Here is a 26,995-nt window from a genome sequence, read left to right as displayed (position 1 = left end):
CGATCCCCCCGGTGCTACTGTCCTCTGGCGCGGCTTCCTCGTTTTGCACGAAATCACCGAAATGTATCGGATCTTCCAGAAAAACGAGTAAGCCGCCGGAAGTTGTGGGTAAAGGCAAGCGCAAGCGGGAGAGGGGAGCGAACCGGCAGCTTGTGATGCTCTGCAGAATGAAAAAACGCCTACGAATATTTCGTGGGCGTTTCTCTTTTCATCACAGCTTGCCCAGCCGCTCCAGCGCCAGTGCCAGCGTCTCTGCTTTCTTGGCAAAGCAGAAGCGCACCACGCCCGATTCACGCGGCTGAGTGTAGAAGGCCGAGACCGGGATCGCGGCCACGCCGATCTCGCGCGTCAGCCACATGGCGAAGTCGGCTTCGCTCAGGTCGGAGATGGCGGAGTAGTCGACGCACTGGAAGTAGGTGCCGTCCGACGGCAGCAGCTTGAAGCGGCTGTTGGCCAGCCCGGCGCGGAAGAAGTCGCGCTTGGCCTGGTAGAACGCCGGCAGCTGCAGGTAGGGCGCGGGATCGGCCATGTAGTCGGCCAGGCCGTGCTGCACCGGCGTGTTCACCGTGAACACGTTGAACTGGTGCACCTTGCGGAACTCTGCCATCAGCGCGGCCGGTGCGGCCACGTAGCCGACTTTCCAGCCGGTCACATGATAGGTCTTGCCGAAGCTGGAGATCACGAAGCTGCGGCGCGCCAGTTCCGGATGGCGCGACACCGAGGCGTGCGGCTGGCCGTCGTAGACCATGTGCTCGTAGACCTCGTCCGACAGCAGCAGGATGTCGGTGCCGGCCAGGATCTGCGCCAGCTGGTCCATGTCGGCCGCGCGCCAGATCGTGCCGGTGGGGTTGTGCGGCGTGTTGATGAGGATCATGCGCGTGCGCGGCGTGATCGCGGCGGCGAGCTTGTCAAAGGGCACGCGGAACTCGGGCGCTTCCAGCGTGACCGGCACGGCGGTGGCGCCGGCCAGTTCGATCGCGGGCAGGTAGCTGTCGTAGCACGGCTCCAGCACGATCACCTCGTCGCCCGGATGCACCGCGCACAGGATCGCGGTCAGGATGCCCTGGGTGGCACCGGCGGTGACGGTGATCTCGGTGTCCCAGCTGTACTGGTGCCCGTACAGGCTGGCGATCTTGCCGGCGATGGCCTGGCGCAGGCGCGGCACGCCCGCCATCGGCGGGTATTGGTTGTGGCCGGCGCGCATGGCGCCGGTCACCGCGTCGACAATCTTCGGGTCGCAGTCGAAATCCGGGAAGCCCTGGCCCAGGTTGACCGCGTTCTTCTCGGCAGCCAGCGCGGACATCACGGTAAAGATGGTGGTGCCGACGCCGGGCAGGCGCGAGGGAGGCGGGGTCAGCGGGGCGAGAGTGGTGTCTGCGGACATGGTGCGAACGTGTCGATGCGGTGGGGACGGAATGCAGTCAGGCGTGCGGCACCACCGCGGAGGCGGTGCCGGGAGCCGCCATTCTAAAGCGGATCGGCGGCCGAGGCGGTGCCAAGCGCAGCCAGCCAGGCGCCAAACGCCGGCGGCGTCATCACCTCGACGCCGCTGCTGCGGCGCAGGCGGGTGCGCAGCTTGAGCACGGCCTTGTCCTTCGAGACCAGGCACGCGGCGCGGGCAAAGTGGGCCAGTTCCACGAACTTCTGGTCGTCGGTGTCCTTGCAGCGCGGCAGGCGGATGGTGTCGTAGTCGGCCTGCGGCGGCGCGGCCTCCAGGCTGGCGAGGCGGTCGACGGTGGCCAGCGCGGCGTCGATATCGACGTCAAAGCGGGCAAATTGCGGATAGGCCAGCACCCGGCGCAGTTCCTCGCGGCAGTCGGCGCGGATCACCGGGGCGATGGTGCCCGCCTCCAGCGCCTCACGGATCGGCTCCACATGCGGGTCGCGGAAGACCAGAAGGTCTACCCAGATATTGGAGTCCAGCACCACGCGCGGCGCAGATGTGATGCCGGCGGGGCTGGCGGCGGGGCTTGCCGATGAGGTGGTTCCGGTGGTGTCGAGGCGCATTCGCTACAATCTTGGCTTGTTTGTACTTGGCTACTGCCGCGATTTTGCCATGCTCATCGTTTTGTCTCCCGCCAAGTCGCTGGACTACGAGACTCCCCCGCGCATCAAGACCCATACGCTGCCGCGCTTTATCGACCGTTCCGCCACGCTGATCGAGCGCCTGCGCAAGCTGGCGCCGCAGGATGTGGGTGCGCTGATGGACATCTCCGACAAGCTCGCGGTGCTCAACGTGACGCGCTATGCCGACTGGTCGCCCGAGTTCACGGCGGCCAACAGCAAGCAGGCGGTGCTGGCCTTCAACGGCGACGTCTACGACGGCCTGGATGCGAAGTCGCTGTCGGCCGACGACCTTGGCTTTGCGCAGAAGCACATCCGCATCCTGTCCGGCCTGTATGGCGTGCTGCGCCCGCTGGATTGGATGCAGCCCTACCGGCTGGAGATGGGCACGCGGCTCGACAACGTCGCCGGCAAGGACCTGTACGCGTTCTGGGGCGACGATGTCACGCAGACCATCAACGCCGACATGGCCGCGCTGAAGCAGGAAGGCGCGCCGGTGCTGGTGAACCTGGCCTCGGAAGAGTATTTCAAGGTGGTGCGGCCCAAGGTGCTGGCGGCGCGCATCGTCACGCCGGTGTTCGAGGACTGGAAGGGCGGCCGCTACAAGATCATTTCGTTCCATGCCAAGCGCGCGCGCGGCACCATGGCGCGCTACGCGGTGACGCATCGCGTGACCGAGCCGGAGAAGCTCAAGCGCTTTGCCGAAGACGGCTACGCCTTCGACAAGGCGGCCTCGGATGCCACCCGCTGGGTGTTCCGCCGCCGCCTGGAAGACTGAAACCCATCGCCACGAGACCGCCAGCCATGCCTGCCGCCATGCATATCTCTTCGCACTTCGACTCCGGCGCCATCGAGGTCGAGGCGCTCGACCGCGCCGACGATATCCGCCTGCGCATCCGCGCCGACTCGCACGCCGACTTCCGCCAGTGGTTCCATTTCCGCCTGCAGGGCGCGGCGGGGCAGGCGTGCCGCATGCACTTCCTGAACGCGGGCGACTGCACCTATCCCGATGGCTGGCGCGACTACCGCGCGGTGGCTTCCTACGACCGCGCCAACTGGTTCCGCGTGCCGACGCGCTTCGACGGCCAGGTGATGACGGTGGAATGCACGCCCGAGCACGACAGCATCTGGTTTGCGTATTTCGAGCCGTATCCGGACGAGCGCCACCTGTCGCTGCTGGCCACCTGCCAGCGCTCGCCGCTGGCGCGGCTGTCGCACCTGGGCAGCACCGTGGACGGGCGCGACATGACCCGCGTCACGCTGGGCCAGCCCGGCCCCGGCAAAAAGACCATCTGGATGATCGCGCGCCAGCACCCGGGCGAGAGCATGGCCGAGTGGTTTGTCGAGGGCGTGCTGCAGCGCCTGACCGGCACCGGCATGTGGGCGGGCGACCCGGTCGCGCGCAAGCTGCTGGAACGCGCGGTCTTCCATATCGTGCCCAACATGAACCCGGACGGCTCGGCGCGCGGCAACCTGCGCACCAACGCCGCCGGCGCCAACCTGAACCGCGAGTGGATGACGCCGAGCGCGGATACCAGCCCCGAGGTCTACCACGTGCGCCGCGCCATCGAGGCCACTGGTTGCGACATGTTCTTCGACATCCATGGCGACGAGGGCCTGCCGTATAACTTCGTCGCCGGCAGCGAGATGCTGCCGGGCTTTACCGAGGCGCGCCGGCGCGAGCAGCAGCGCTTTATCGAGGCCTTCAAGCGGGCCTCGCCGGACTTCCAGGATGTGCACGGCTACGCGGCCAGCAAGTACAACGCCGACGCGCTCAAGCTGGCGTCCAAGTACATCGGTCATACCTTCGGCTGCCTGGCGCTGACGCTGGAGATGCCGTTCAAGGACAATGCCGACCTGCCGGATCCGGCGGTTGGCTGGAACGGCGCGCGCAGCGCGCTGCTGGGGACGGCGATGGTGCAGGCGATCCTGGACTACCTGGGCTGAGCCAACGCAAACGGCCCGCCCGGATGAAACCGGGTGGGCCGGAACGGCGCGGTTGCCGTGCGCCTATTGCTGCTTCTTGGTCTTGCTGGACGTCTTGGCAGAGCCGGACGTGGACTTGGCGGTCGTTGACTTCGACGACTTGGATGCCGACGCCTTGCCCGACTTCGAAGTCGTGCTCTTCCCCTTGGCCCCCTTGCGGCTCTTGCTGGCCGAAGTGTGCGTGGTGGTGGGCACGGCCGGCGCGGCAGCCGGTTCGCTGATGGTGGCGCCGCTGCTGTCCTGCAACTCATACGCCAGCATCATGCCGTCGTCATAACCGCAGCGCACCTTCACCGGCTGCCAGTCATCATCACCGCGGCGCTTGCGCGCGGTCGCGGCGAAGGTGACCACCGAACTGACCGGCACGGCCTGCTTGCCGGGCGAGAAGCGCCCGCTCCAGGGTTCGGTCGTGGCCTGTCCCGCGGCAAGGGCGCCGGTGGGGATCTTCAAGGCATCGTAGGTGGCCGAGCGCGGCACCACCCAGCTGGCGTGGGCGGCGCAGTCCGCCACGTCGCTGGTGGCGTTCTCGGTCTTCATCAGCTGTTCGCGCATGCGCGCGCGGTACTCGGACAGGCTGACGCGGCCACGGTCGGGCAGGGTGATGGTCTTGGTGGGTGTCGCAGTGGAAGCAGCCGGTGCGGGGGCGGGGCGGGCGGGCGCTGCGGCGGGTGCCGGGGCCGGGCTGGCGGTGGCGCCGGCTTCGTCGGCCGGCAGGTTGGCGCAGCCTGCCAGCGCGATCGCACCGGCCACTGCGGCAGCCACCATGCGGAGCCGGCTGCCGAGCAGTTCGGAGATTCGTCGGATCACGGTGTGAGCGGTGTGTGCGTGCTTGGATTTGCCTGCCAGCGCATGGGCCCCCATGGGACTCCATGGCGCCGACAGGCAGGATGGGTTCGCGAAGGATTGCCATGATAGAGGAAACCTATCTGACAAAGTTCCTAAATCTTGTTACCCATTCTTCCAACCCATGCGCTCGTGCAGGAAGTGATCCTTGCGCTAGCGGGAATCGTCCGAGCCGCGCAACTGCGGTGAACCCGCGAACGAGAGCGGCCTGCTTCAGGCGATGCGCGACGGCATCGCGCGCGTAAAGCGCAGCAGTTCGTCGAGCAGCATGTTCAGGTCATGCCGCAGCCTGGCGAAGCCCGCGGTATGCGTGAGGCCAAGTTCGTCCATATAAAGCTTGCGGTTGACCTCCAGCTGCAGGCTGTGGCAGCCGGCCTGGGGCTGGCCCACCACGCGCACGATCTCCACCCCCTTGTAGGGGTGATTGCGCCAGACGTCGTAGCCCATCTCCTTGAGCACGCCCTCGACCCGGTCGGTGAAGCGCTTGTCGCAGGTGGTGCCGTCGCGGTCGCCCACCACGAAGTCCGGATGCTCCAGGCCCGGGAACTCGGTGGCGAACGGCGCGGCGTGGCTCGGCATCGAATGGCAGTTGATATGCCAGGCGCTGCCATGGCTGGCGACGGCGCGGTCGGCCAGCTTCTGCAGTTGCGCGTAGTAGGGCAGGTAGCAGCGGTTGATGCGCGCCTGCACTTCTTCCACGCTCAGCTTGCGGTCGTAGATGGCCTCGCCGGTGTCCAGCACGCGCCAGACCAGGCCCTTGCCCAGCCGGGTCTTGGAGGTTTCCTGCTTCGCGCCGGGCCAGGGCGCGTCGAGCAGGGCTTCGTCGATTTCCTCCAGCGCGCGGTTGGCGTCCAGGTAGCTGCGCGGAAAGCCCGCGCACAGCAGCGGGATGCCGCGCGCCGGGGCGCCGGCGTAGAGCTCGTCGACAAAGGTGTCTTCGGCCTGGCGCAGCAGCGGCAGCGGCAGGGCAGGGTCGGGGCGGTAGTCCGTCGGGTAGGTCGTCGCGCTGTGCGGCGAGTCCAGGAACAGCGCCGCGGGCTCGCCCTCGGGCTGGTACAGGTGGAACGGACTGTCCGCGGTGGTTCGGTCGGTGTCGGTCATGGTGATCTGGAATCAGTCGAGCGAGATCTTGGCGGCGGCGGCCACGCGCTTGTTCTTGGCCACTTCGCTCTTGATCTGGGCGGCAAAGTGCGCCGGGGTATCGCCCACCGGGGTGGCGCCCAGCTTGTCCAGCTTCGCCTTCACTTCCGGCAGCGCCAGCACCTTTAGCGCGGCGGCGTTGAGCCTGGTCTGGATATCCGCTGGCAGGTTGGCCGGCCCGATCAGGCCGAACCAGGCGGCGTCGTTGACTTCGCCCAGGCCCAGTTCGGCGAAGGTCGGCACATTGGGCAGCGCGGCCACGCGCTTGGGCGCCGCCACGGCGAGCGCACGCAGCTTGCCGCTCTCGATAAACGGCAGCGACGACGGCAGGTTGTCGAACAGCACCTGCACCTGGCCGGCCAGCGCGTCGTTCAGCGCCGGGCCCACGCCCTTGTACGGCACGTGCAGCAGTTCGGTCTTGCTGCTCATCTTGAACAGTTCCCCCATCATGTGCGAGACGCTGCCGTTGCCCGCCGAGCCATAGGCCAGCTTGTTGGGCTGCGCGTGCGCCAGCGCGATGAAGGACTTCATGTCGGTGGCCTTGACCGCCGGGTTGATGCTCATCACGTTGGGCACGGAGGCCAGGTTGGTGATGGTGGTGAAGTCCTTGGTTGCATCGTAGGACAGGTGCGGGTAGACCGCCGGATTGATGCCATGGGTCGAGGCCGTGGCGATGCCCAGCGTGTAGCCGTCCGGCGCGGCCTTGGACAGGAAGGCGGTGCCGATGCTGCCGCCGGCGCCGCCGCGGTTGTCCACCACCACGGGCTGGCCCAGTTGCTGGCCGAGCTTGTCGGCGACGATGCGCGCGACGATGTCGGTGGTGCCGCCGGCGGGGAAGGGTACGACCAGCGTGATCGGCTTGGTCGGGTAGCCCGACTGGGCGGCGGCGCTGAAGGAGATGCCGGCAGCGGCGGCGGCCGAAGCGGCGGCCAGGACGCGGAGAAGATGGCGACGTTGCATGGGGGGATCCAGGGCGAGGGGAGGAATAAAGTGGATTTCGCGATTCTGCGCGTCCGGGCAAAGTCGCCGCAAACGAAATAAAATCCTTAGCTCATTCCATTTGGTCGTGAAGTAGAGGTGATTTATGCGACGCCTATGTCCGTCGCTGACCGAGTTGCAGGCCTTCGAGGCGGCGGCGCGTCATAACAGCTTTACCGTAGCCGCGCGCGAGCTCCATGTCACGCAAGGCGCGGTCAGCAAGCAGGTGCGCAGCCTGGAGGCCTACCTGGGCGTGGACTTGTTCCAGCGCGTGCGCCAGCGCCTGATGCTGACCACCGCCGGCGAACGCTACCTGGAGCGCATCGGCCCCAGCCTGAACGAACTCGAGGCCGCCACGGTGGAACTGATGGCGCGGCAGGGGCGGGGTGGCGTGCTGCATATCGCCAGCATGCCGACGCTGGGTGCCAAGTGGCTGATCCCGCGCCTGCCGCAGTTTTTCGCCCGTCACCCGGAGGTCACGCTGGAATTCGTTCCGCATGCACAGGGCTACGATTTTTCCGAGCCGGACCTGGACGCCGCCATTCGCTTCGGCGACGGCGTCTGGCCCGGCAGCCTGGCCGACTACATGACCGGGCGCGAGGTCTTGCCGGTGTGCCGCCCGGGCCTGCTGGCGTCCGAGCTCGGCGGCGTCGCCCCCACGTCCGCCGCGTTGCTGCGCTATCCGCTGCTGCACCACACCAGCGTGCCCGAAGCCTGGCCCGACTGGTTCGCCACGCTGGGCGTGCCGACCCGCGAGGCCTGGAGCGGGGCGCGCTTCGACCAGTTTTCGCTGCTGACCCAGGCGGCGCTGTCGGGGCTGGGCATCGCGCTGATCCCGCGCTGCCTGATCGAGGAAGAACTGGCCACCGGCGCGCTGGTGGTGGCGCATCCGGCCCAGGTGCTGGCCAGGAAGGGCTATTACCTGTGCTACCCCGAGCAGAAGCAGCACCTGCCGGCGCTGCGCACGTTCCGCACGTGGGTGATGGAAGGGGCCGACCTGGCGCGGCCGGACTGAGGCGCTGGCCGCGGTTCAGCCATCGCTCGACGTCAGCTGCCGCAATTGTTCCAGCAGCCTCGCGGCCGGCGCCGGCAGGATGCCTTGCCGGCGCCGGTAGACCGCCAGCCGGCGCGGCGCATGCGCGCCTTCGATGGGCAGCGGCAGGATCATGCCGGCCTTTTGCTCGGCCTCATACATCGGCGCGGCCATCCAGCTGAGGAAGCCCGCGCGCGCCACCAGCGCCTTGAGCGCAATGATCGAGCGGGTTTCGGCGACGATCTCCGGCGGCGGCAGCCCGGCCCGCGCAAACAGCCGCTGCAGTTCGTCGAATGGCGCCGTGCCGCGCGGCGGCATGACCCAGCGGCAGCCAGCCGTATCCGCCAGCCGCAGCGCCGGCCGGCCCATCAGCGGATGCCCGGCGGCGGCGACCACGAAGCTGCTGTCGCTCCAGCCCACATCCGCCACGGCGCAGATTTCCTCGTTCTCGGGCAGGGCAATGCCGATGGCCAGGTCGATCTCGCGCCGCAGCAGCGCATCGGCCAGGAAATCGCCCACACCCTCTACGATGCGCACGCGCAGCCCGGGCCAGCGCGCGAGCACCCCCTCGATTGCCTCCGGCAGCACCACGCTGGCCACGCTGGCAACAGCGCCCACGCGGATGGTGCCGGCCGCCAGCCCGCGCAGCGCGCGCACGGCCTCGGTGGCGTGCTCGGCTTCGTGGCGCAAGAGGTTGGCGTGCGGCAGCAGGGCCTCGCCGTAGGCGGTCAGTACCATGCCGGTGGCATAGCGTTCGAACAGGGGCGCATCCAGCTGGGCTTCCAGCCGCTGGATGGTGCGGCTCAGCGCCGGCTGGGTCACGTTCAGCTGTGCGGCGGCGCGGCCCAGGCTACCGTGTTCGCACACCGCAAGGAAGGCAAGAAGCTGGCGCAGATCGAGGGTCATGCCGAATCGTAATGACTTTGCCCCGAAACGGCAATTTCAGGGCAAGGCTGGTTTGACCATACTGGTCGGCAAGCTTTGTCTCTGATTCCGCACTGGAGCCTCCACGACCATGGCCAGTTCCGCCTCGCCTGCCGCTTCCGCCCATCCAATCAACGTGCGCGCCGCTGTGCTGGACCTGCTGCGCGCGTTCGGCATGACCACCATCTTCGGCAATCCCGGCTCCACCGAGCTGCCGCTGTTCCTCGATTTCCCCGACGACTTCCGCTACATCCTCGGTCTGCAGGAATCCGTGGTGGTGGGCATGGCCGACGGCTATGCCCAGGCCACCCGCAATGCGGCCTTCGTCAACCTGCATTCGGCGGCCGGCGTCGGCCATGCCATGGGCAGCATTTTCACGGCCCACAAGAACCGCACCCCGATGGTGATCACGGCCGGGCAGCAGGCGCGCTCGATCCTGCCGTTCGAGCCCTTCCTGTTTTCAGCCCAGGCCACCGAACTGCCCAAGCCCTATGTGAAATGGAGTTGCGAGCCGGCTCGGGCCGAAGACGTGCCGCTGGCAATTGCGCGCGGCTACTACATCGCCATGCAGCCGCCGCGCGGGCCGGTGCTGATCTCGGTTCCCGCCGATGACTGGGCCCGGCCGTGCGAGCCGGTGCTGCCGCGCACGGTCAGCACCGAGAGCCGCGTACAGCCCGACCTGCTGGCGCAGATTGGCGCCGCCCTCGATGCCAGCCGCCGGCCGGCGTTCGTCGTGGGCGCGGCGGTGGACCGCGATGGCGCCTGGGACGATGTGGTGCGCCTGGCGGAACGGCACCAGGCGGCGGTGTGGGTGGCGCCGATGTCGGGACGCTGCGGCTTTCCGGAAGACCATCCGCTGTTTGCCGGCTTCCTGCCGGCGATGCGCGAGAAAATAGTCGGGCTGCTGACGGGCCACGACCTGGTGTTCGCGCTGGGCGCGGCGGCCTTCACCTATCACGTCGAGGGGTTTGGCCCCCATGCGCCGCCCGGGGCGCAGGTGGTGCAGCTGATCGACGATCCGAATATCGCCGCGTGGGCGCCAGTGGGCACGGCCGCAGTCGGCAGCATCCGCCAGGGCGTGGCCGACCTGCTGGCGCGCCCGGCGCCGCCGCGGCGCGAAGCCCCGCGCCCGCGCGTGCCGGCACCGCGCGCCGAGCCCGGCGCGCCGCTGAGCGTCGCCTATGTCCTGCAGACGCTGGCGGAACTGCGCGACCCAGATTCCATCGTGGTCGAGGAAGCGCCCAGCGCGCGCCCGGTGATGCATCGCTACCTGCCCATCCTGCGCAGCGAGACCTTCTATACGATGTGCAGCGGCGGGCTTGGCTATGGCCTGCCCGCGGCAGTGGGCGTCGCGCTGGGCAAGTCGGGGCGCAAGGTGATCGGCCTGGTCGGCGACGGCTCCAGCATGTATTCGATCCAGGCGCTGTGGAGCGCCGCGCAACTGGGCCTGCCGATCACATTCATCGTGCTCAATAACCGGCGCTACGCCGCCCTGCAGGAGTTTGCGCCGACCTTCGGCTTTGGCAGCGGCGATCCGCTGGTCGGCACGGCCTTGCCCGACCTCGATTTCGTGTCGATCGCGCTCGGGCACGGTTGCGAGGCGGCGCGGGTGAGCGACGCGTCTGCATTGCGCGAAACGCTGGCGACGGCTCTGCGCATGCGTGTGCCGACCGTGGTGGAGATCGAGGTGGCCTGAGCCGCGGCGCCAGACGACAGACGAAGTACCCCTTCCAGGAGATTCCAGGATGCAAAGCATCACGATGCTGATCAACGGCGAGCGCACGCAGGCCGCCAGCGGTGCCACCTTCGAGCGCCGCAACCCGCTTGACCACAGCGTGGCCACGCGGGCACCGGCAGCCACTACCGCCGATGCGCTGGCCGCGGCCTACGCCGCCGCGCGCGCCTTCCCGGCCTGGCGCGACACCGGTCCGGGTGAACGGCGCGCGTTGCTGATGCGCGCCGCGCAGGCACTCGAGGGCAAGGCCGATGCGCTCACCGCCGCGATGGCGGCAGAGACCGGTGCGTCGGCAATGTGGGCCGGCTTCAATGTGCATCTTGCCGTCGGCATGCTGCAGGAGGCGGCGGCGCTGACCACGCAGATCAACGGTGAGGTGATCCCCTCCGATGTGCCCGGCAGCCTGGCTATGGCGGTGCGGCAGGGCGCGGGCGTGGTGCTGGGCATCGCGCCGTGGAATGCGCCGGTGATCCTGGGCGTGCGCGCCGTGGCCACGGCGCTGGCATGCGGCAACACGGTCATCCTGAAGGGTTCGGAGATCTGCCCGGCCACGCATGGCCTGATCGTCGATGCTCTGGCCGAAGCGGGCTTTCCGGCGGGCGTGGTCAATTTCGTCACCAACGCCCCGGCCGATGCCGCCGCGGTGGTCGAGGCCATCATCGCCCACCCGGCCGTGCGCCGCATCAACTTCACCGGCTCAACCCGCGTGGGCCGGTTGATCGCGCAGACCTGCGCGCGCTACCTGAAGCCCGCGGTCCTGGAACTCGGCGGCAAGGCGCCGCTGGTGGTGCTCGACGATGCGGACCTGGACGCCGCGGTGGATGGCGCCATCTTCGGCGCCTTCGCCAACTCGGGCCAGATCTGCATGTCCACCGAGCGCATCGTGGTGGATGCCCGCATCGCGGACGCCTTCGTGGCACGCTTTGCCGCGCGCGCCGGCGCCTTGCCGCTGGCGGATCCGCGCACCGGCCCGGCGGTGCTGGGCTCGGTGGTCGACATGAGCACGGTCGAGCGCTGCAACGCGATGATCGACGATGCCCTGGCCAAGGGCGCGCGGCTGGTCTGCGGCGGCAAGGCCACGGATACGCTGATGCGGGCCACGGTGCTGGATCACGTGACGCCGGACATGGAGATCTATCGCGAGGAATCGTTCGGGCCGGTCAAGGCCGTGGTGCGCGTGCAGGGCGTGGAGGCGGCCATCGCCTGCGCCAACGATTCGGCCTACGGGCTGTCGGCGGCCGTGTTCGGCGGCGATGTCGCGCGCGCGATGCGGGTGGCGAGCCGCATCGAATCCGGCATCTGCCACGTCAACGGCCCGACCGTGCACGACGAGGCGCAGATGCCGTTCGGCGGCGTCAAGGCGAGCGGCTATGGCCGCTTCGGCGGCAAGGCCGGCATCGATGCCTTCACCGAACTGCGCTGGATCACGGTGCAGACCACGCCGCGGCATTATCCGTTCTGAGCGGCGCCGCAGAGCGCCCAGGCCGGCAGTACCAAAACATAAGACAGGAGACAACCATCATGCGATTCCCTCACCGTATCGCGCGCCCCGCTTGCGCCGCACTGTGCGCGCTGGGCCTGCTGGCCGCAGTGAACGCGCCGGCCGGCGCGCAGGCGTGGCCGGACAAGCCGATCCGCCTGGTCGTCAACTTCCCGGCCGGCGGCGCCGCGGATACGCTGGCGCGCGGCATCTCGCCCGGATTGTCCGAGGCGCTGAAGCGTCCGGTGGTGATCGACAACCGCCCCGGCGCCAACGGCATCGTCGGCGGCGACGTCGTGGCCAAGGCGCCTGCCGATGGCTATACCTTCCTGCTGACCTCGGGCGGCGCGGTGGCCATCGATCCCTTCCTCTACAAGAAGATGCCGTACGACCCGCTCAAGGACCTGACCCCGGTCGCGTCGGTGGCGCTGGTGCGGGTCTACCTGCTGGTGCATCCGTCGGTGCCGGCGAAGACGCTGGATGAGTTCATCGCTTATGTGCGCGAGCATCCGGGCAAGCTCAGCTACGGCTCGGCCGGCAACGGCAGCACGCCGCATATCGCTGCCGAGATGTTCAAGCGCGCCGGCAAGCTCGACGCCGTGCACGTGCCTTACAAGGGTGCCGCGCCGGCATTGAGCGACCTGCTGGCAGGGCAGGTGCAGTTCATGTTCGATCCGGGCCCCGGCCTGCAGCACGTGGCCAGCGGCAAGCTCAGATTGCTGGCGGTGGCCAGCACGAAGCGCGCGGCGCAATACCCGGACGTGCCGACCCTGGCCGAAGCCGGCCTGCAGGATGTGGATGGTGACTCGACCTTCGGCGTCTATGCACCCGCGGGCACGCCGCCGGGCATCGTCGAACGCATGAACCGCGAGATCAACCGCACGCTGGCTGGTGCGCAGCTGCTGGAGAACGTCAACAAGCTGGGTGGTGCGGTGGCGCCGCTGAGCATCCAGGCGTTTGCCGAGCGGCAGAACGCGGATCGCGCGCGCTACGGCAAGTTCATCAGGCAGGCGGGGATTACGGTGGACTGAGGAGAGAAGAGGGCAGCCAGGGGATTCGGATTGCCGCTGGGGTGCTCCCTCTCCCGCAAGCGGGCGAGGGGAGCAAACCGGCAGGCGTTGACAGCGATCAGCCTTACTTCGACAACACCTTCATCGCCTGCTCCAGCCCGGCCAGCGTCACCGGGTACATCCGTCCCTTCATCAACTGGTTGATCACCGTGATCGACTGCCGGTACTGCCATAGCCCTTCGGGCTCCGGATTGAGCCAGACGAAGTGCGGGAACTGCTCGGTCATCCGGTTCAGCCACACCGCGCCGGCCTCGGTGTTGTTGTACTCGACCGAGCCGCCCGGTTGCAGGATCTCGTACGGGCTCATGGTGGCGTCGCCGACGAAGATGATCTTGTAGTCGGGCGTGTACTTGTGCAGCAGGTCCCACGTGGCCAGCTTCTCGGCGTGGCGGCGGCGGTTGTTCTTCCACACGTAGTCGTACAGGCAGTTGTGGAAGTAGTAGTACTCCAGGTGCTTGAACTCGGTCTTGGTAGCCGAGAACAGCTCTTCCACGCGCTTGATGTGGTCGTCCATGGAGCCGCCCACGTCCATCAGCATCAGCACCTTGACCTTGTTGTGGCGCTCGGGCCGCAGCTTGATGTCGAGCAGGCCTGCGTTGGCCGCGGTGGAGTGGATGGTGTCGTCCAGGTCCAGTTCGGTGTCGGCGCCTTCGCGGGCGAAGCGGCGCAGGCGGCGCAGCGCGACCTTGATGTTGCGCGTGCCCAGTTCGACCTGGTCGTCATAGTCCTTGTAGGCGCGCGCCTCCCACACCTTGATGGCGGTGCGGTTGCCCTTGGACGGGCCGCCGATGCGGATGCCCTCGGGGTTGTAGCCGCCGTGGCCGAAGGGCGAGGTGCCGCCCGTGCCGATCCACTTGTTGCCGCCCTCGTGCTTTTCCTTCTGCTCCTCGAGCAGTTGCTTGAGGCGCTCCATCAGCTTGTCGAGGCCGCCCATGGCCTCGATCTTGGCTTTTTCCTCGGGCGAGAGTTCGCGCTCCAGCGTTTTCTGCAGCCAGTCGAGCGGGATGTCGGACTTCCAGTCGACCAGGCTCTCGACCCCCTTGAAGTAGGCGGCGAAGGTCTGGTCGAACTTGTCGAAGTGCTTCTCGTCCTTGACCAGCGTCATGCGCGACAGGTAGTAGAACTCGTCGATCGACGGCGAGATGACCTGCGCCTTGAGCGCTTCCAGCATGGTCAGGTATTCCTTGACCGAGACCGGTAGCTTGGCGTGGCGCAGCGAGAAGAAGAAATCGATCAGCATGATGCCTCGCTTTCAGTCGGCGTCCGCGTCAGCGCGGACGGTCGAGCTGGAATTGCAGGTGTTGCCGCACCGCCGGCCATTCGCTGGCGATGATCGAGAACACCACGGTGTCGCGCAACGAGCCGTCCGGCATGCGCTGGTGGTTGCGCAGCACGCCGTCCTCCTTGGCGCCCAGGCGCGCGATGGCGGCACGGCTCTGCTGGTTCATCCAGTGCGTGCGGAATTCCACGGCGATGCAGTCGAGATGGTCGAAGGCATGGCCCAGCAGCATCAGCTTGCATTCCGTGTTCAGCGGCGTGCGCTGGACGCGGCGGGCATACCAGGTCGAGCCGATCTCCACGCGCCGGTTGGCCGCGTCGATATTCATGTAGGTGGTCATGCCCGCCAGCTCGCCCGCGGCGTCGCGCACCGCGAACGGCAGCATCGAGCCCTGTTGCTGCAGGCCCAGGCGCCGCGCGATCTCGGCATCGATCCGATCCGGCGCCGGCACACTGGTGTACCAGAGCTTCCACAGCTCGCCGTCGGCGCAGGCGGTGCGCAAGCCGTCGGCATGCTCGGCGCGCAGCGGCTCCAGCGTGACGTGCCGGCCCACCAGCGTGACGGGTTTGACGAACGCAGTCATGGCGGGCAGTGCCTCAGCGGTTGGCGCGGTTCATGAACACCAGGCGCTCGAACAGGTGCACGTCCTGCTCGTTCTTCAGCAGCGCGCCGTGCAGCGGCGGGATCGCGGCCTTCTTGTCCGGGCTCTTCAGTGCCTCGGGCGGGATGTCCTCGGCCATCAGCAGCTTGAGCCAGTCGATCAGCTCCGACGTGGACGGCTTCTTCTTCAGGCCCGGCAGGTTGCGCATCTCGTAGAACGATTCCAGCGCGGCCGCCACCAGCTCGCGCTTGATGCCGGGGTAGTGCACGTCGACGATCTGCTGCATCGTCTCGGCATCGGGGAACTTGATGTAGTGGAAGAAGCAGCGGCGCAGGAAGGCGTCGGGCAGTTCCTTCTCGTTGTTCGAGGTGATGATCACCAGCGGCCGGTGCTTCGCCTTGACCAGCTCGCGCGTCTCGTAGACATAGAACTCCATGCGGTCGAGTTCGCGCAGCAGGTCGTTGGGGAATTCGATATCGGCCTTGTCGATCTCGTCGATCAGCAGCACGACCTGCTCGTCGGCGTCAAAGGCCTGCCACAGCACGCCCTTGACGATGTAGTTGCGGATGTCGTGGACGCGGTCGTCGCCCAGCTGCGAGTCGCGCAGGCGCGACACGGCGTCGTACTCGTACAGGCCCTGCTGCGCCTTGGTGGTCGACTTGATATGCCACTGCAGCAGCGGCATGCCCAGCGCGGCGGCGACTTCCTCGGCCAGCATGGTCTTGCCGGTGCCGGGCTCGCCCTTGATCAGCAGCGGGCGCTGCAGCGTGCGCGCGGCATTGACGGCCAGCTTGAGGTCGTCGGTGGCAACGTACTGGTCGCTGCCCTCGAAACGGGCCTGCTGGGCGGTGGAAGTTTGGGCGGAAGCGTTGGCGGTGTTTGGCATGAGGCAACCTGAGGTGACGGCCCTGGATCGAGGGCCGGGTTGGCGTGCTTGGCGCGGTCTCTTCGCGCTGTCATGCGCGCTTTCATTATGGAAACAGGGGCCGGTGCAGGGCGCCCGCGCGCTGCTGGCGGCAGCGTCCGCGAACGGTCGTGCAGATTCCCGGGATCGGCCAGTATAAAAGACCTTTGCGGTTCGTGTTGGGGCGCGCTGACAGGCCGCTGGGGCCCGGGTGCGGTTGCTGGACTGGCAGGTGCCGGCTGCGGTACAATGCGGCGGTTTGACGCGCCCCCACGTCCAGTTCTCCAGTATCCGGCAGTCCGCGTTCAGAAGTCCCAGCGGCCCTTCCGGGTCGCGGCGATTGCGAGAGGTGGTTCCAGAATGGTGTTCCACATCACGGCAACAGACCGGATGCGACATGTCTGGCGGGTTGCACCTCGGCGATCCGACTGGCTGCCCAGGTATTCCCCCAGAAGCATTCTGAAACCGTCTCCGCCCGGCAGGGCAGGTCACACGGTTTAACTTCCAATCCGCAAAGACAATGAAAAAGCTCCTCACGATGGTGGTGCTGGGTGCGGCTGCAACGGCCGCGCAGGCACAGGAAGTCAAGGGCAATGGAGACGCTGCCAAGGACAAGGTTGCAATGTGCATCGGATGCCACGGCATTCCGGGCTACCGTGCGTCCTTCCCCGAAGTCTATGAAGTACCGCTGCTGGGCGGCCAGAGCGCCAAGTACATCGAGAACGCGCTCAAGGCCTACCAGAAGGGCGAGCGCAAGCACCCGACCATGCGCAGCATCGCCGCGACGCTGACCGAGCAGGACATCGCCAACGTGGCGGCCTACTACTCGCAGCAGAAGGCCGGCACGCAGAACAATTCCCTCAAGTAAGAGACCCCACATGAAGACGCTCAAGACGCTTTCGTTCGCGCTCGGCGCACTCGTGATGGGTGCAGCCGCCATGCCGGCCTCGGCCGCCGACCTTGCCAACGGCAAGACGCTGGTGGAAAAGGGCAACTGCGTGGCATGTCACGGCGCGGGCCTGAACGCCCCGATCTCGCCGGATTATCCCAAGCTGGCCGGCCAGCACGCCGACTACCTGTACCACGCGCTGGCCTCGTACCAGGTGTCGGGCAACGCCCTGGTGGGTCGGTCCAACGCCATCATGGCCGGCCAGGTCAACGCCAACCCGGCCGTGACCGACAAGGACGGCAAGCCGCGCCCCTTCACCCGCAAGGAGCTGAAGGACATCGCTGCCTATATCGAATCGCTGCCGGGCGACCTGATCCTGAAGAAGTAAAAGCGTTCGCGCCAATAAGAGAAAGCCGCTTCCCGGAAGCGGCTTTTTTGTCGCCTTGCGGCAGCGGGGCCGGGGCCCCGCGGCGGCATCAGTTGCCGCTGCCCGACACCAGCCGGCGCTGGCGCACCGATTCGGCCAGGCCCTCGAGCACCTTGATCGAGTCGTCCCAGCCGATGCAGGCATCGGTCACGGACTGGCCATAGGTCAGTTCCTCGATCGGCTGGCCCTGCACATGGTCCTGGCGGCCAGCCACCAGGTGCGATTCGACCATCACGCCGATGATGCGCTGGTCGCCGCCGGCGATCTGGCGGCCGATGTCCTCGCACACCGGGATCTGGTTCTCATGCTTCTTGCTGCTGTTGGCGTGCGAGGCATCGATCATCAGGCGCGAGGCCAGGCCGGCCTTGGAGATGGCGTCGCATGCTTCCTGCACGCTGGCCGCGTCGTAGTTGGGCGCCTTGCCGCCGCGCAGGATCACGTGGCAGTCCTCGTTGCCCGAGGTCGACACGATCGCCGAGTGGCCGCCCTTGGTCACCGACAGGAAATGGTGCGGCTGCGACGCGGCCTTGATCGCGTCGACCGCGATCTTGACGTTGCCGTCGGTGCCGTTCTTGAACCCCACCGGGCACGACAGTCCCGAAGCCAGCTCGCGGTGCACCTGCGACTCGGTGGTGCGGGCGCCGATCGCGCCCCAGCTTACCAGGTCGGCGATGTATTGCGGGCTGATCATGTCGAGGTACTCGGTGCCGGTGGGCACGCCCATCTCGCTGATGTTCAGCAGCAGCTCGCGCGCGGTGCGCAGGCCATCGTTGATCTTGAAGCTGCCGTCCATGTGCGGATCGTTGATCAGCCCCTTCCAGCCCACCGTGGTGCGCGGCTTCTCGAAGTACACGCGCATCACCACTTCCAGCTCGCCGGCGAAGCGCTCGCGCTGCACCTTGAGCAGCTTGGCGTATTCCAGCGCGGCGCGGGTATCGTGGATCGAGCACGGGCCGATGATGACGATCAGGCGGTCATCCATGCCGTGCAGGATGCGGTGCATGGCCTGGCGCGCGCCGTAGATCACGTCCGAAGCCTGTTCGGAGCAGCCGAACTCGCGGATCAGGTGCGCGGGCGGCAGCAGTTCCTTGAGTTCGCGAATGCGCAGGTCGTCGGTGTTCTTCAGCATGATGGCTCCAGAATTCTTGTGAGGTCGTGAGGGTGTGGGGTAACAAACAGGTATAAAAAAACCGCCAGGGTCGCTGGCGGTCTTTTTTGTATTCGGGGCGCTGCTTACAGCCGTCCCTCCCTATCCGCCAGCGGTGTGAGATCGCTAAAAAAGTAAAAGTAAAACTTAGCGGACATGGCGGAAAAAGGCGTTGGCTTGGGTCAGCTTGAATCGATTTTCTTCGTGGGCGCTGAATTTATGCTGCACTGCGTGGCAGAAAGGCAGGAAATTGCGCGCCGGTCGGTCAATTTTCGCCGTGCATCGGTTGCTTGTCGCGCGACGAAGCATCTTTATAGCGCCTTTTGCCGGGGTTGGCAAGTGTCGATGAGGCCATGCGGCGCGCTGGCGCACCGATCGCGGGCGGCTTGCAGTGATGCCGCGCAAGCCTTGTCCCGCCGTTGCTTTTCGGCTTTCCCCGCCATGACCGGGGGCTATATTGGAACCGGGGAGCAGTGCGCACGGGGAGGTGCATCATGAGCGTCGATGAAGCGAGGCTGAATGCCTTCATGGAAAAATTCGTCAACGATATCGGCGCGGTGATGCATGCCGCGACCGTGGTCGTCGGCGATGAACTCGGCCTGTACAAGGCCTTGGCCGAAAAGGCAATGACCGCCGAAGTGCTGGCGGCAAAAACCCATACCGACGAACGCTATCTGCGCGAATGGCTGTCGGCCCAGGCGGCCAGCGGCTATGTCGACTATGACCCTGCGTCCGCGCAGTTCAGCCTGAACGAGGAGCAGGCCTATGCGCTGGCGCAGGAGGGCAGCCCGGCATTCATCCCCGGCGCGTTCCAGATCGCGGTGGCACAGTTCCGCGCCATCCCGAAGATGATCGATATCTTCCGCAACGGCCGCGGGCTGGGCTGGCACGAGCACGATCCCGCGTTGTTCCATGGCACCGAGCGCTTCTTCCGGCCCGGCTACTCGGCGCACCTGGTCTCGGAATGGATTCCCGCGCTGGACGGCATGGAGGCGCGGCTCAAGGCGGGGGCGACGGTGGCGGACGTAGGCTGCGGCCATGGGGCCTCGACCATCATCATGGCGCAGGCGTATCCGGCGTCGCGCTTTATCGGTTTCGACTACCACGAACCTTCGGTGCACCATGCCGCCGAAGCCGCGCGCCGCGCCGGCGTGGCCGAGCGCGTGCGTTTCGAAGTGGCCAGCGCCAAGGACTACGGCGGCAAGGACTATGACCTGGTGGCGGTGTTCGACTGCCTGCACGACATGGGCGATCCGGTCGGCGCGGCGCGCCACGTGCGCGAGACCCTGCGCGCCGATGGCGCGTGGATGATCGTGGAGCCGTTCGCCAATGACACGCTGGAGCAGAACCTGAATCCGGTGGGCCGGGTGTTCTATTCCGCGTCCACCTTCATTTGCACGCCGGCGTCGCGCTCGCAGGAAGTCGGCTTGTGCCTGGGCGCGCAGGCGGGCGAGGCGCGCCTGCGCGGGGTGGCGGAGCGGGCCGGCTTCCGCAGTTTCCGCCGCGCGGCGCAGACGCCGTTCAACCTGGTGTACGAGGCGCGGCCGTAAGCGTGTCCGCGACACAATGAAAAACGGGACCCCGCGGGGTCCCGTCTGCGTGATTGCCGGACCGCTCAGGCAGTACCGCCCACCGTCATGTTCTCGATGCGCAGCGTCGGCTGGCCCACGCCCACCGGCACGCTCTGGCCTTCCTTGCCGCACACGCCCACGCCTGAGTCGAGGCGCATGTCGTTGCCGATCATGGTCACGTCCTTGAGCGATTCCGGGCCGTTGCCGACCAGCGTCGCGCCCTTGACCGGGTAGGTGATCTTGCCGTCCTCGATCATGTAGGCCTCGCTGGCCGAGAACACGAACTTGCCGTTGGTGATGTCCACCTGGCCGCCGCCGAAGTTGACCGCATACAGGCCGCGCTTGACGCTGGCGAGGATCTCGTGCGGGTCCTTGTCGCCGTTGAGCATGTAAGTGTTGGTCATGCGCGGCATCGGCAGCGCGGCATAGCTTTCGCGGCGCGCGTTGCCGGTGACCGGCAACTTCATCAGGCGCGCGTTCAGCGTGTCCTGCATATAGCCGCGCAGGATGCCGTCCTCGATCAGCGTGGTGCACTGGGTCGGGTTGCCTTCGTCGTCCAGGTTGAGCGAGCCGCGGCGGTTGGCCAGCGTGCCGTCGTCGACCACGGTCACGCCCTTGGCCGCGACGCGCTCGCCCATGCGGCCGGCAAAGGCCGACGAGCCCTTGCGGTTGAAGTCGCCCTCCAGGCCGTGGCCGACGGCTTCGTGCAGCAGCACGCCGGGCCAGCCCGGGCCCAGCACCACGGTCATCGCGCCGGCCGGGGCCGGACGCGCGTCCAGGTTGACCAGCGCCGACGAGACCGCTTCATCCACGTACTTCTGCAGCAGCTCGTCGGTGAAGTAGCCGTAGGCATAGCGGCCGCCGCCGCCGGAGGAGCCAATCTCGCGGCGCCCGCCCTGTTCGGCGATCACCGTAACCGAGACCCGCACCAGCGGGCGCACGTCGGCGGCGATCACGCCGTCGCTGCGCGCCACCAGCACCACGTCGTACTCGCCGGCCAGGCCAGCCATCACCTGCACCACGCGCGGGTCCTTGGCGCGCGCCATGCGCTCGACGCGCTCCAGCAGCGCCACCTTCTCGGCCGCGCTCATGGAATCGAGCGGGTCGTTGGGCGTGTACAGGTTGCGCCCGGCGTGCGTGGCCAGCTCGCCGGCCACCTTGACGCGGCCGCTGCCGGCGCGGCCGATGGTGCGCGTGGCCGCCGCGGCCTGCGACAGCGCCGCCAGGCTGATGTCGTCCGAATAGGCGAAGGCGGTGCGGTCGCCCGAGACGGCGCGCACGCCCACGCCCTGGTCGATGCTGAAGCTGCCCGACTTGACGATGCCTTCTTCCAGGCTCCAAGCCTCGTTGCGGGTGTACTGGAAGTACAGGTCGGCATAGTCGACCTTGTGCGTGAAGATATCGGCCAGCACGCGCTGGAGCTTGGCCTCGTCCAGGCCGTATGGCGCCAGCAGCAGTTGCTGCGCGGTGGCCAGGTTGCGGATTCCGAGATCGCCGGCGTTCATGAGATGTCCTTTCTTCCTGGGGACGCGCCGGCTTGCGGCCGGCGCGGCAATAAATCTTCTGGGCGGGCGCCGTTGGCGGCCCCCGCGTTTGCGTACATGCTACAGCACCCGGTGTCGCAATGCCGGCAGGTTCTGCCGGACTTCTTCCAGGCGGGCAGGGTCGATGACGCCGCCGACCACGCCTTCGCCATCAGGCAGCATCGCCAGCACTTCGCCCCACGGATCGACCAGCATCGAATGGCCCCAGGTGCGCCGGCCATTCTCGTGCTTGCCGCCCTGTGCCGCTGCCAGCACATAGCATTGATTTTCGATGGCGCGGGCGCGCAGCAGGATCTCCCAGTGCGCCTGCCCCGTGGTGTAGGTGAAGGCGGCCGGCATCAGAATCAAGCTGGTGCCCCCGTCCGCGGCCAGGCCCCGGTACAGCTCCGGAAAGCGCAGGTCGTAGCACACCGACATCGCCACGCGGCCGCACGGCGCATCGAAGCTCACGGGGGTGCGCCCGGCCAGGATGGTGCGCGACTCGTCGTAGCTTTCGGTGCCGCGGGTGAAGCCGAACAGGTGGATCTTGTCGTAGCGCGCCACACGCTCGCCGCGCGGGTCGAAGGCAAGCGAGGTGTTGTACACCCGCGCCGGGTCGTCGCACCACATCGGCAGCGTGCCGCCGACCAGCCAGATGCCGTGGCGGCGCGCCGCATCGGCCAGGAACTGCTGCACCGGACCGTCGCCGTCGTGCTCGCGCACGTCCACCTTGTCGGATTCGGAGCGGCCCATCATGCAGAAGTACTCGGGCAGCAGCACCAGCTGGGCACCGCCGGCGGCGGCCTCGGCGATCAGCGCATCGGCGCGCGCGAGATTGGCATCGAGCGAGGTGCCGGTCACGGTCTGGACAGCGGCAACGCGGAACGGGGCGGCGGGCGTGGCGGATGTGGTCATAGGGGGCGGCATTTTCCTAGCGCGGGAAGGCCGGGTCCGCGCGGTGCTGGAGGGTCGGGGCCGGCGCCTTATTGTCCTCCAGTTTGCCGACCTGCGGGTTGGCCCAGCTGCCGGTGATGCGGTAGCGCTGGGTGAACATCTTGGAGAACTCGTCGGCGAACAGCAGCTGGGCGGCGAGCGTGCCGATGCCCAGCGCCGGGTTGATAAAGGCCGCCGCGATCGAGGTGGAGGTGGCGTTGATGCGCGGCACCACCTCCACTTGCAGGTCCTGCGTCTCGCGCAGCAGATTGGCGGTGCCGCTCATGCTGGCGATGATCTGCGGGCTCTTGAGATTGAAGTCCTGGATCGTGCCCACGCCGTTCTCGATGGCGCCGGTGCCGGTAATGCGGTCGAACAGCAGCCCGCGGCCCGACAGGGTGCGGAAGTCCAGCGTGGCAAAGCGCAGCAGGCCCTGCAGGCTGAGCACGCCGAGCAGCCGCGCGGCGCCAGGCTCCACGCTCAGGATCTGGCCGTTTTCCAGGTCCAGCGACAGCTTGCCCGACAGCGTCGGGTAGTCGATCGACAGTGGCGAGCCGCGCCAGGCCACGCGGCCTTCCAGCTTGCCCTTGCCGTCGCTCAGCGTGTGCGCGAGCCCGAGCCGGTCCAGCGTGGCACCGGCGTCGCGCACGTCGATGGCGAACGACAGCAGCGTGCGGCGCTCGGCATTGCCCTCGGCGCGCAGGCGGCGCGGCACGCGCCAGCTGCCGCTGCCGGTCAGGGTCGCGCCGGGCTGCTCGATCTGCAGCTTGTCCAGTGTCCAGACCGGGTCGGCGCCGCTGGTGCCGGTATGGGCCTTGACCTCGAGCTTGCCGAAGTCGTGCCCGCGCAGCATGAACTGGTCGGCCACCAGGTCGATCGCGGGCAGCTCGTCGATGCTGCCCGCGAGCGCGTCCACCACGTTGTGCTCGTCGTTGGCATCAGGCACGTTCAGGCGCGCCAGCCGCAGCCGCAGCGAACCGGTGGCCGACGGCCCGGCCGGACGCCATTGCATCGCGCCGGCCACCTGGCGCGAGTCGACCTTTGCGTTCCAGCCGTCGGCTTCGCGGCTGGCGTCCAGGGTGACCTCGTCCAGCGTGCGGCCCATGCCGTGCAGCGTGTGCGCGCGCAGCGCGATGCGGCCGGGCGTGAACGGGGAGGGCGCATCGCCGGCGCTGGCGGCATCACTGTTGGCGAAAGCCGCGCGCCAGGCATCGACATCGAGCTCGTCGAAGGTGGCCGCAGCGCTGACGCCGGCTGCCGGCAGCGGCGCCGCCTGCTGCACGCCGATGCCACCGGCAAGCACCTCGATGCCATTGCTGCCGCCCTCGCGGCGCAGCAGGTAGCGCGCGTTCAGCGCATTGCCCAGTTGCACCACCAGTTCGTTGGTGCCGGTGCGGGCCTGGTTGCCGGCGGGGCGCAGGTCCACGCGCAGCGGCAGGTCGTGTGCCGCGGCCTTGGCCAGCGGCGCGGGCAGGTTGATGGCCATGCCGCTGAGTTCGGAGCTGAGCTGCACCTGCAGCTGGTGCTCGCGCGTGCTGATCACCGCGTTGTAGCCGGTGCTGCCTTCGAGCCGCCCGGCCAGCTGTGCCAGCGCCGAGTTTGCGGTGGCCTCGCGCAGCCCGGCGGCCGAGGCCTGGCCGCTGGCGGTCACGCGCGTGGCGCCGTCCGGCTGGGTGCCGCCGCCCAGACGGACCTCGCCGCCGAGGAAGCGGGCGCGCATGTTCTCCAGCCCGAAGCCGCGCTCGTTGAAGGTGATGGCGCCGTTGGCGTTGCCCAGTTGCGGCAGTTGCGGGTTGAGCACGACATCGTTGCCGGGAAAGCGGAAGCGGCCATCCACCTTGGTCGCGTCGGCGTGTTCCAGCGGCATGTCGAGCTTCAGCTTCAGCTCGCCGTTGCCGCGTGCCTGGGCCGCGTCGGCCACGTGCGCGGTCCATTCGCGCACCGGCGAGGCGCCGATATAGCGCAGGAAGCCCTGCACCGGCCCGCTGGCGCTGCCGTCGATCACCAGCTTGCCGCGCGGGCTGAGGTCGTCGATGCGGCCGCTGACATCCTGCAGCGTAACGCCGGCAATATCCTGGACCGTGGCCCGGCGCGCCAGAAAGGTCATGCCGCCGCGGTCGAACACCACCCGTCCGGCAATATCGGTGAACACCGGCCAGGGCAGCGCGCCGCCCGTGGTGCCGGTCGCGGTCTCATGCGGGGCGATCTGGTAGCTGACATGTTCGATCGGCACTTCGACCCGGAACTCGCCCGCCTTTTCATGCGGCGCGTGGAAGGGGAAGTGCGCCAGATCGCCGCGCAGCACGAAGCTGACACCGGCCGCCTCGCCGCCCGCGAGCGCGCCGTCCAGGTAATGCCGGGTGGCGGCCGGGATGCTCAGCGGCAGGTAGCGCGGCACGCGCGCCACCCTGGCGCGCGTCATGTCGCCGGCCAGGTCGGCGATGCCGGAGGTGCCGTCGCCGCCTTCGCGCCAGGTGCCGCGCACCGAACCGGCTGCGTCGGCATTGGCAAAGCGGATGCCGTCCAGCGTGACTGCGAGCTTGCCGCCGCTGTGCTGCCAGCGCACATCGCCGCCGATCTGGTCGAACGGCAGGCGCGGGTCCTCGAACAGCCCGGGCAGCACCAGCGCGGCGTCGTTCCCCTCGAAGCGCGCATTGCCCTGCTGGTCGTCGAAGGCGAAGGTGCCCGACAGGTGCGAGAAGCCGGGCGTGCCCAGCCGCGGGTGGCCGTCGGCGTCCAGCGCCGGCACTGCGGGCTCGCCGTTGACGGAGACATTGCGCAGCGTGCCCTGGATGCGGTAGAGCGGCTTGCCGCCGCCGCGCTCGAGCATGCCGGCGCGCTCGCGGCTCCAGGTGACGTTGAGGTTGTCGAGGTGGCCGGCCGGCTGCAGCGCGCGCAGGCGGCGCAGCACGGCGGTGTCCAGCGGCATCGAAGTGGCCAGCGCGCGCACCGTGTTCAGGTCCAGCGACGGGGCCTTCAGCGTGAACTTGCGCAGGCTGCCATCTTTGGCATTGGCCCAGCCGATGGTGACCTTGCGCATGCCTTCGCGCCAGGTGCTGTCGGCGGCGGGCACGTCGCCGTCGGCTGGCTGGGCGGGCTGCCGGGTTTGCAGGGGTTGCCAGAGCAGCGTGTCGACGGTCAGCAGGTTGCTGCCGTCGCGCTCGGTCCGGTGCAGCAGGAAGGCCTGCGCATTGGCCAGCCGCAGCGGCGCGGCGGCGCCGGCCAGCATCAGGTCGACGCCGCTGGCGCGCAGCCGCGTCTGGCTGCGCACGATGCGCCCCTGGCGGAACTCGATGCTGCCGTCGGTGCTGAAAGTGCCGCTGGCGACGCGCTCGAACATCACCAGGTAGCGCTGCAACACAGGCAGCTGCAGCTGGCTGAGGTCCCAACTGGCCTGGCCGGTCCAGTAGCGCCAGTTGCCGGTGCTGTGCAGGTAGTCGTTGCGGAAGTCGGACTGCACCACCAGCGGGCGCGGCCCCAGTGCCGGCGAGCTCGCTTCCAGCCTGAGCGTATGGCGCGCGCCCGCGCGGCGGGTGTCGAGGCGGATCTCGCCGATGTCGAGCTGGGGCAGACGCGCCTTCTCGTCCAGCCAGCGCAGCTTGCCGTCCGACAGCGCCACGCGCCCCTGCGACATCAGCCAGCCCAGGAAGCGGTCGTCGTCCTGCTGGCCGCCGGTCGAATCGACCACCATGCCGCCGACCAGCAACTGGCCCTCGGGCGTGCGGCGCACCAGGATGTCGGTGCCGGTTGCGCTCAGGCTGACAAACTGCAGGTCCATGCTGAACAGCGAACGCCACGCCAGCTTGCCGTCGAGCGTGGCGGCCGAAACCAGCGTGCGCTGCCGGGCATCCACGGCGCGCAGGCCGCGGGCGCGGAACGCGGGGTGCCAGCCGTCCCAGTAAGTATCGAGCGAGCCGATGCTGACCTTGGCCGACAGCGCCACCGAGCCGCGCTCTTCCAGCCACTGGCGCGCGGTGGAGGCCTGCGGCCACAGCACAAAGCGGATCAGCAGGCCCGCCACCAGCCCCAGCGCGGCCAGCACCAGCGCCAGGCGCACCAGGGCGCGCCCAAGGCCGCGCCAGAAGGGGTGGCGCACGGCCGCGACCATGGCGCGGGCGCAGGCGCGGGCGAGCGCACCCGCGCGCGCGCCGGCGGAAGGCTTGCGCGGGGCGCCGGTGACGTCGATACCCTGGGGGCTCATGGGGGGCGAGGCAGGCACCGTGGAGGCGGCCTCGTGCCCACCCGCGCCGCCATTGGGGGGAGAACCGTCAGCGGGTTGTGGGGCGCGGCTGGACATGCGCAGATTATCCGACAATACTAGCCGCTCTCCAATCTGGTGTCCGGCCGGCTGAAACAAGAATGCGCAAGCTGCGCGCACCGCAGTAGACGATGGCGCGCCCGCTGCGCGTGCAGCGGGGCGCTGGCATCGGGCGAACCTCTGGCCGCACCTTTTCTCGCATTTCAAATA

The 26,995-nt window shown here is 68.1% G+C and carries 22 protein-coding genes; 9 read left to right on the top strand and 13 right to left on the bottom strand.

Annotated elements, in window-relative coordinates; translation table 11 throughout:
* Window positions 1-211: 211 nt before the first annotated feature.
* Both DN412_RS11625 and DN412_RS11620 read right to left on the bottom strand, forming a co-directional pair.
* Window positions 212-1,384 carry a pyridoxal phosphate-dependent aminotransferase gene (locus DN412_RS11625; RefSeq protein ID WP_115015229.1) on the bottom strand — a complete coding sequence of 391 codons (1,173 nt, stop codon included), beginning with the start codon at window positions 1,382-1,384 and terminating at the stop codon, window positions 212-214.
* Between the two features lie 83 nt (window positions 1,385-1,467).
* The gene (locus tag DN412_RS11620; RefSeq protein ID WP_115015224.1) at window positions 1,468-2,007 is read right to left on the bottom strand and encodes a PIN domain-containing protein; all 540 of its coding nucleotides are present in this window, start codon (window positions 2,005-2,007) and stop codon (window positions 1,468-1,470) included.
* A gap of 49 nt (window positions 2,008-2,056) precedes the next feature.
* Between DN412_RS11620 and yaaA the strand changes: the two genes are divergently transcribed.
* Together yaaA and DN412_RS11610 are read left to right on the top strand one after the other, a co-directional pair.
* Entirely contained in the window at window positions 2,057-2,842 is a 786-nt protein-coding gene (gene yaaA / locus DN412_RS11615; RefSeq protein WP_115015251.1) for a peroxide stress protein YaaA, read from the top strand.
* Window positions 2,843-2,868: 26 nt separating this feature from the next.
* The gene (locus tag DN412_RS11610) at window positions 2,869-4,011 is read left to right on the top strand and encodes a M14 family metallopeptidase (protein ID WP_115015220.1); all 1,143 of its coding nucleotides are present in this window, start codon (window positions 2,869-2,871) and stop codon (window positions 4,009-4,011) included.
* Between the two features lie 63 nt (window positions 4,012-4,074).
* Here DN412_RS11610 and DN412_RS11605 read toward each other — a convergent pair whose 3' ends face one another.
* The 3 genes from DN412_RS11605 to DN412_RS11595 form a co-directional block, all read right to left on the bottom strand.
* The gene (locus DN412_RS11605; protein ID WP_368013936.1) at window positions 4,075-4,857 is read right to left on the bottom strand and encodes a BspC domain-containing protein; all 783 of its coding nucleotides are present in this window, start codon (window positions 4,855-4,857) and stop codon (window positions 4,075-4,077) included.
* Window positions 4,858-5,106: 249 nt separating this feature from the next.
* Entirely contained in the window at window positions 5,107-5,994 is an 888-nt protein-coding gene (locus DN412_RS11600) for an N-formylglutamate amidohydrolase (protein ID WP_115015216.1), read from the bottom strand.
* 12 nt (window positions 5,995-6,006) lie between these two features.
* Window positions 6,007-6,993 (bottom strand): tripartite tricarboxylate transporter substrate binding protein BugE, encoded by a 987-nt coding sequence (locus tag DN412_RS11595; protein ID WP_115015214.1) that lies wholly within the window; start codon window positions 6,991-6,993, stop codon window positions 6,007-6,009.
* A 124-nt stretch (window positions 6,994-7,117) separates the two neighbouring features.
* Between DN412_RS11595 and DN412_RS11590 the strand changes: the two genes are divergently transcribed.
* Window positions 7,118-8,026 carry a LysR substrate-binding domain-containing protein gene (locus tag DN412_RS11590; RefSeq protein ID WP_115015211.1) on the top strand — a complete coding sequence of 303 codons (909 nt, stop codon included), beginning with the start codon at window positions 7,118-7,120 and terminating at the stop codon, window positions 8,024-8,026.
* A 15-nt stretch (window positions 8,027-8,041) separates the two neighbouring features.
* Here the strand turns inward: DN412_RS11590 and DN412_RS11585 are convergent, their stop codons facing one another.
* Complete coding sequence (locus DN412_RS11585; protein WP_115015208.1) at window positions 8,042-8,950, bottom strand: LysR family transcriptional regulator; 909 nt, start codon at window positions 8,948-8,950, stop codon at window positions 8,042-8,044.
* Window positions 8,951-9,059: 109 nt separating this feature from the next.
* On the opposite strand from DN412_RS11585, the gene mdlC reads away from it, so the two are divergent.
* The 3 genes from mdlC to DN412_RS11570 are packed head-to-tail and all read left to right on the top strand — an operon-like array spanning window position 9,060 to window position 13,214.
* Window positions 9,060-10,664, top strand: coding sequence for a benzoylformate decarboxylase (gene mdlC, locus DN412_RS11580; RefSeq protein WP_115015206.1), 1,605 nt, complete (start codon window positions 9,060-9,062; stop codon window positions 10,662-10,664).
* A 49-nt stretch (window positions 10,665-10,713) separates the two neighbouring features.
* A complete protein-coding gene (locus tag DN412_RS11575) occupies window positions 10,714-12,165 on the top strand; it encodes an aldehyde dehydrogenase (protein WP_115015204.1) in 1,452 nt (483 codons plus the stop codon).
* Window positions 12,166-12,224: 59 nt separating this feature from the next.
* Entirely contained in the window at window positions 12,225-13,214 is a 990-nt protein-coding gene (locus tag DN412_RS11570; protein WP_115015202.1) for a Bug family tripartite tricarboxylate transporter substrate binding protein, read from the top strand.
* Window positions 13,215-13,317: 103 nt separating this feature from the next.
* Here the strand turns inward: DN412_RS11570 and DN412_RS11565 are convergent, their stop codons facing one another.
* The 3 genes from DN412_RS11565 to DN412_RS11555 are packed head-to-tail and all read right to left on the bottom strand — an operon-like array spanning window position 13,318 to window position 16,019.
* Complete coding sequence (locus DN412_RS11565; RefSeq protein ID WP_013956076.1) at window positions 13,318-14,493, bottom strand: vWA domain-containing protein; 1,176 nt, start codon at window positions 14,491-14,493, stop codon at window positions 13,318-13,320.
* Between the two features lie 28 nt (window positions 14,494-14,521).
* Window positions 14,522-15,115: a GNAT family N-acetyltransferase gene (locus tag DN412_RS11560; protein WP_115015200.1), complete on the bottom strand. Its 594-nt coding sequence runs from the start codon at window positions 15,113-15,115 to the stop codon at window positions 14,522-14,524.
* Between the two features lie 13 nt (window positions 15,116-15,128).
* Window positions 15,129-16,019: an AAA family ATPase gene (locus tag DN412_RS11555; protein ID WP_115015198.1), complete on the bottom strand. Its 891-nt coding sequence runs from the start codon at window positions 16,017-16,019 to the stop codon at window positions 15,129-15,131.
* Between the two features lie 538 nt (window positions 16,020-16,557).
* Here DN412_RS11555 and DN412_RS11550 point away from each other — a divergent pair.
* Complete coding sequence (locus tag DN412_RS11550) at window positions 16,558-16,905, top strand: c-type cytochrome (RefSeq protein WP_026201109.1); 348 nt, start codon at window positions 16,558-16,560, stop codon at window positions 16,903-16,905.
* Window positions 16,906-16,915: 10 nt separating this feature from the next.
* Window positions 16,916-17,314 (top strand): c-type cytochrome, encoded by a 399-nt coding sequence (locus DN412_RS11545; protein ID WP_078195781.1) that lies wholly within the window; start codon window positions 16,916-16,918, stop codon window positions 17,312-17,314.
* Window positions 17,315-17,402: 88 nt separating this feature from the next.
* Here DN412_RS11545 and aroG read toward each other — a convergent pair whose 3' ends face one another.
* Window positions 17,403-18,482, bottom strand: a complete 1,080-nt coding sequence (gene aroG, locus DN412_RS11540) for a 3-deoxy-7-phosphoheptulonate synthase AroG (RefSeq protein ID WP_078195782.1) — start codon at window positions 18,480-18,482, stop codon at window positions 17,403-17,405.
* Window positions 18,483-18,994: 512 nt separating this feature from the next.
* Here aroG and DN412_RS11535 point away from each other — a divergent pair.
* A complete protein-coding gene (locus DN412_RS11535; RefSeq protein WP_115015196.1) occupies window positions 18,995-20,050 on the top strand; it encodes a class I SAM-dependent methyltransferase in 1,056 nt (351 codons plus the stop codon).
* A gap of 65 nt (window positions 20,051-20,115) precedes the next feature.
* On the opposite strand, the gene tldD is transcribed toward DN412_RS11535, so the two are convergent.
* The 3 genes from tldD to DN412_RS11520 all read right to left on the bottom strand — a co-directional run bounded on the left by tldD (window position 20,116) and on the right by DN412_RS11520 (window position 26,824).
* The gene (gene tldD / locus DN412_RS11530) at window positions 20,116-21,576 is read right to left on the bottom strand and encodes a metalloprotease TldD (protein WP_115015194.1); all 1,461 of its coding nucleotides are present in this window, start codon (window positions 21,574-21,576) and stop codon (window positions 20,116-20,118) included.
* A 99-nt stretch (window positions 21,577-21,675) separates the two neighbouring features.
* The gene (locus DN412_RS11525) at window positions 21,676-22,509 is read right to left on the bottom strand and encodes a carbon-nitrogen hydrolase family protein (RefSeq protein ID WP_115015192.1); all 834 of its coding nucleotides are present in this window, start codon (window positions 22,507-22,509) and stop codon (window positions 21,676-21,678) included.
* A gap of 16 nt (window positions 22,510-22,525) precedes the next feature.
* A complete protein-coding gene (locus tag DN412_RS11520) occupies window positions 22,526-26,824 on the bottom strand; it encodes a YhdP family protein (protein WP_115015190.1) in 4,299 nt (1,432 codons plus the stop codon).
* Between the last annotated feature and the right edge of the window lie 171 nt (window positions 26,825-26,995).

The sequence above is a fragment of the Cupriavidus lacunae genome, assembly GCF_003353055.1.
Lineage (GTDB): Bacteria > Pseudomonadota > Gammaproteobacteria > Burkholderiales > Burkholderiaceae > Cupriavidus > Cupriavidus lacunae.
This window is presented reverse-complemented; position numbering and strand designations above follow the sequence as displayed.

What these genes read in the sequence shown, in the direction of transcription:
- DN412_RS11625 (WP_115015229.1), bottom strand. Translation starts at nt 1,384, where the DNA reads ATGTCCGCAGACACCACTCTCGCCCCGCTGACCCCGCCTCCCTCGCGC.
- DN412_RS11620 (WP_115015224.1), bottom strand. Translation starts at nt 2,007, where the DNA reads ATGCGCCTCGACACCACCGGAACCACCTCATCGGCAAGCCCCGCCGCC.
- yaaA (WP_115015251.1), top strand. Translation starts at nt 2,057, where the DNA reads ATGCTCATCGTTTTGTCTCCCGCCAAGTCGCTGGACTACGAGACTCCC.
- DN412_RS11610 (WP_115015220.1), top strand. Translation starts at nt 2,869, where the DNA reads ATGCCTGCCGCCATGCATATCTCTTCGCACTTCGACTCCGGCGCCATC.
- DN412_RS11600 (WP_115015216.1), bottom strand. Translation starts at nt 5,994, where the DNA reads ATGACCGACACCGACCGAACCACCGCGGACAGTCCGTTCCACCTGTAC.
- DN412_RS11595 (WP_115015214.1), bottom strand. Translation starts at nt 6,993, where the DNA reads ATGCAACGTCGCCATCTTCTCCGCGTCCTGGCCGCCGCTTCGGCCGCC.
- DN412_RS11590 (WP_115015211.1), top strand. Translation starts at nt 7,118, where the DNA reads ATGCGACGCCTATGTCCGTCGCTGACCGAGTTGCAGGCCTTCGAGGCG.
- DN412_RS11585 (WP_115015208.1), bottom strand. Translation starts at nt 8,950, where the DNA reads ATGACCCTCGATCTGCGCCAGCTTCTTGCCTTCCTTGCGGTGTGCGAA.
- mdlC (WP_115015206.1), top strand. Translation starts at nt 9,060, where the DNA reads ATGGCCAGTTCCGCCTCGCCTGCCGCTTCCGCCCATCCAATCAACGTG.
- DN412_RS11575 (WP_115015204.1), top strand. Translation starts at nt 10,714, where the DNA reads ATGCAAAGCATCACGATGCTGATCAACGGCGAGCGCACGCAGGCCGCC.
- DN412_RS11570 (WP_115015202.1), top strand. Translation starts at nt 12,225, where the DNA reads ATGCGATTCCCTCACCGTATCGCGCGCCCCGCTTGCGCCGCACTGTGC.
- DN412_RS11565 (WP_013956076.1), bottom strand. Translation starts at nt 14,493, where the DNA reads ATGCTGATCGATTTCTTCTTCTCGCTGCGCCACGCCAAGCTACCGGTC.
- DN412_RS11560 (WP_115015200.1), bottom strand. Translation starts at nt 15,115, where the DNA reads ATGACTGCGTTCGTCAAACCCGTCACGCTGGTGGGCCGGCACGTCACG.
- DN412_RS11555 (WP_115015198.1), bottom strand. Translation starts at nt 16,019, where the DNA reads ATGCCAAACACCGCCAACGCTTCCGCCCAAACTTCCACCGCCCAGCAG.
- DN412_RS11550 (WP_026201109.1), top strand. Translation starts at nt 16,558, where the DNA reads ATGAAAAAGCTCCTCACGATGGTGGTGCTGGGTGCGGCTGCAACGGCC.
- DN412_RS11545 (WP_078195781.1), top strand. Translation starts at nt 16,916, where the DNA reads ATGAAGACGCTCAAGACGCTTTCGTTCGCGCTCGGCGCACTCGTGATG.
- aroG (WP_078195782.1), bottom strand. Translation starts at nt 18,482, where the DNA reads ATGCTGAAGAACACCGACGACCTGCGCATTCGCGAACTCAAGGAACTG.
- DN412_RS11535 (WP_115015196.1), top strand. Translation starts at nt 18,995, where the DNA reads ATGAGCGTCGATGAAGCGAGGCTGAATGCCTTCATGGAAAAATTCGTC.
- tldD (WP_115015194.1), bottom strand. Translation starts at nt 21,576, where the DNA reads ATGAACGCCGGCGATCTCGGAATCCGCAACCTGGCCACCGCGCAGCAA.
- DN412_RS11525 (WP_115015192.1), bottom strand. Translation starts at nt 22,509, where the DNA reads ATGACCACATCCGCCACGCCCGCCGCCCCGTTCCGCGTTGCCGCTGTC.
- DN412_RS11520 (WP_115015190.1), bottom strand. Translation starts at nt 26,824, where the DNA reads ATGTCCAGCCGCGCCCCACAACCCGCTGACGGTTCTCCCCCCAATGGC.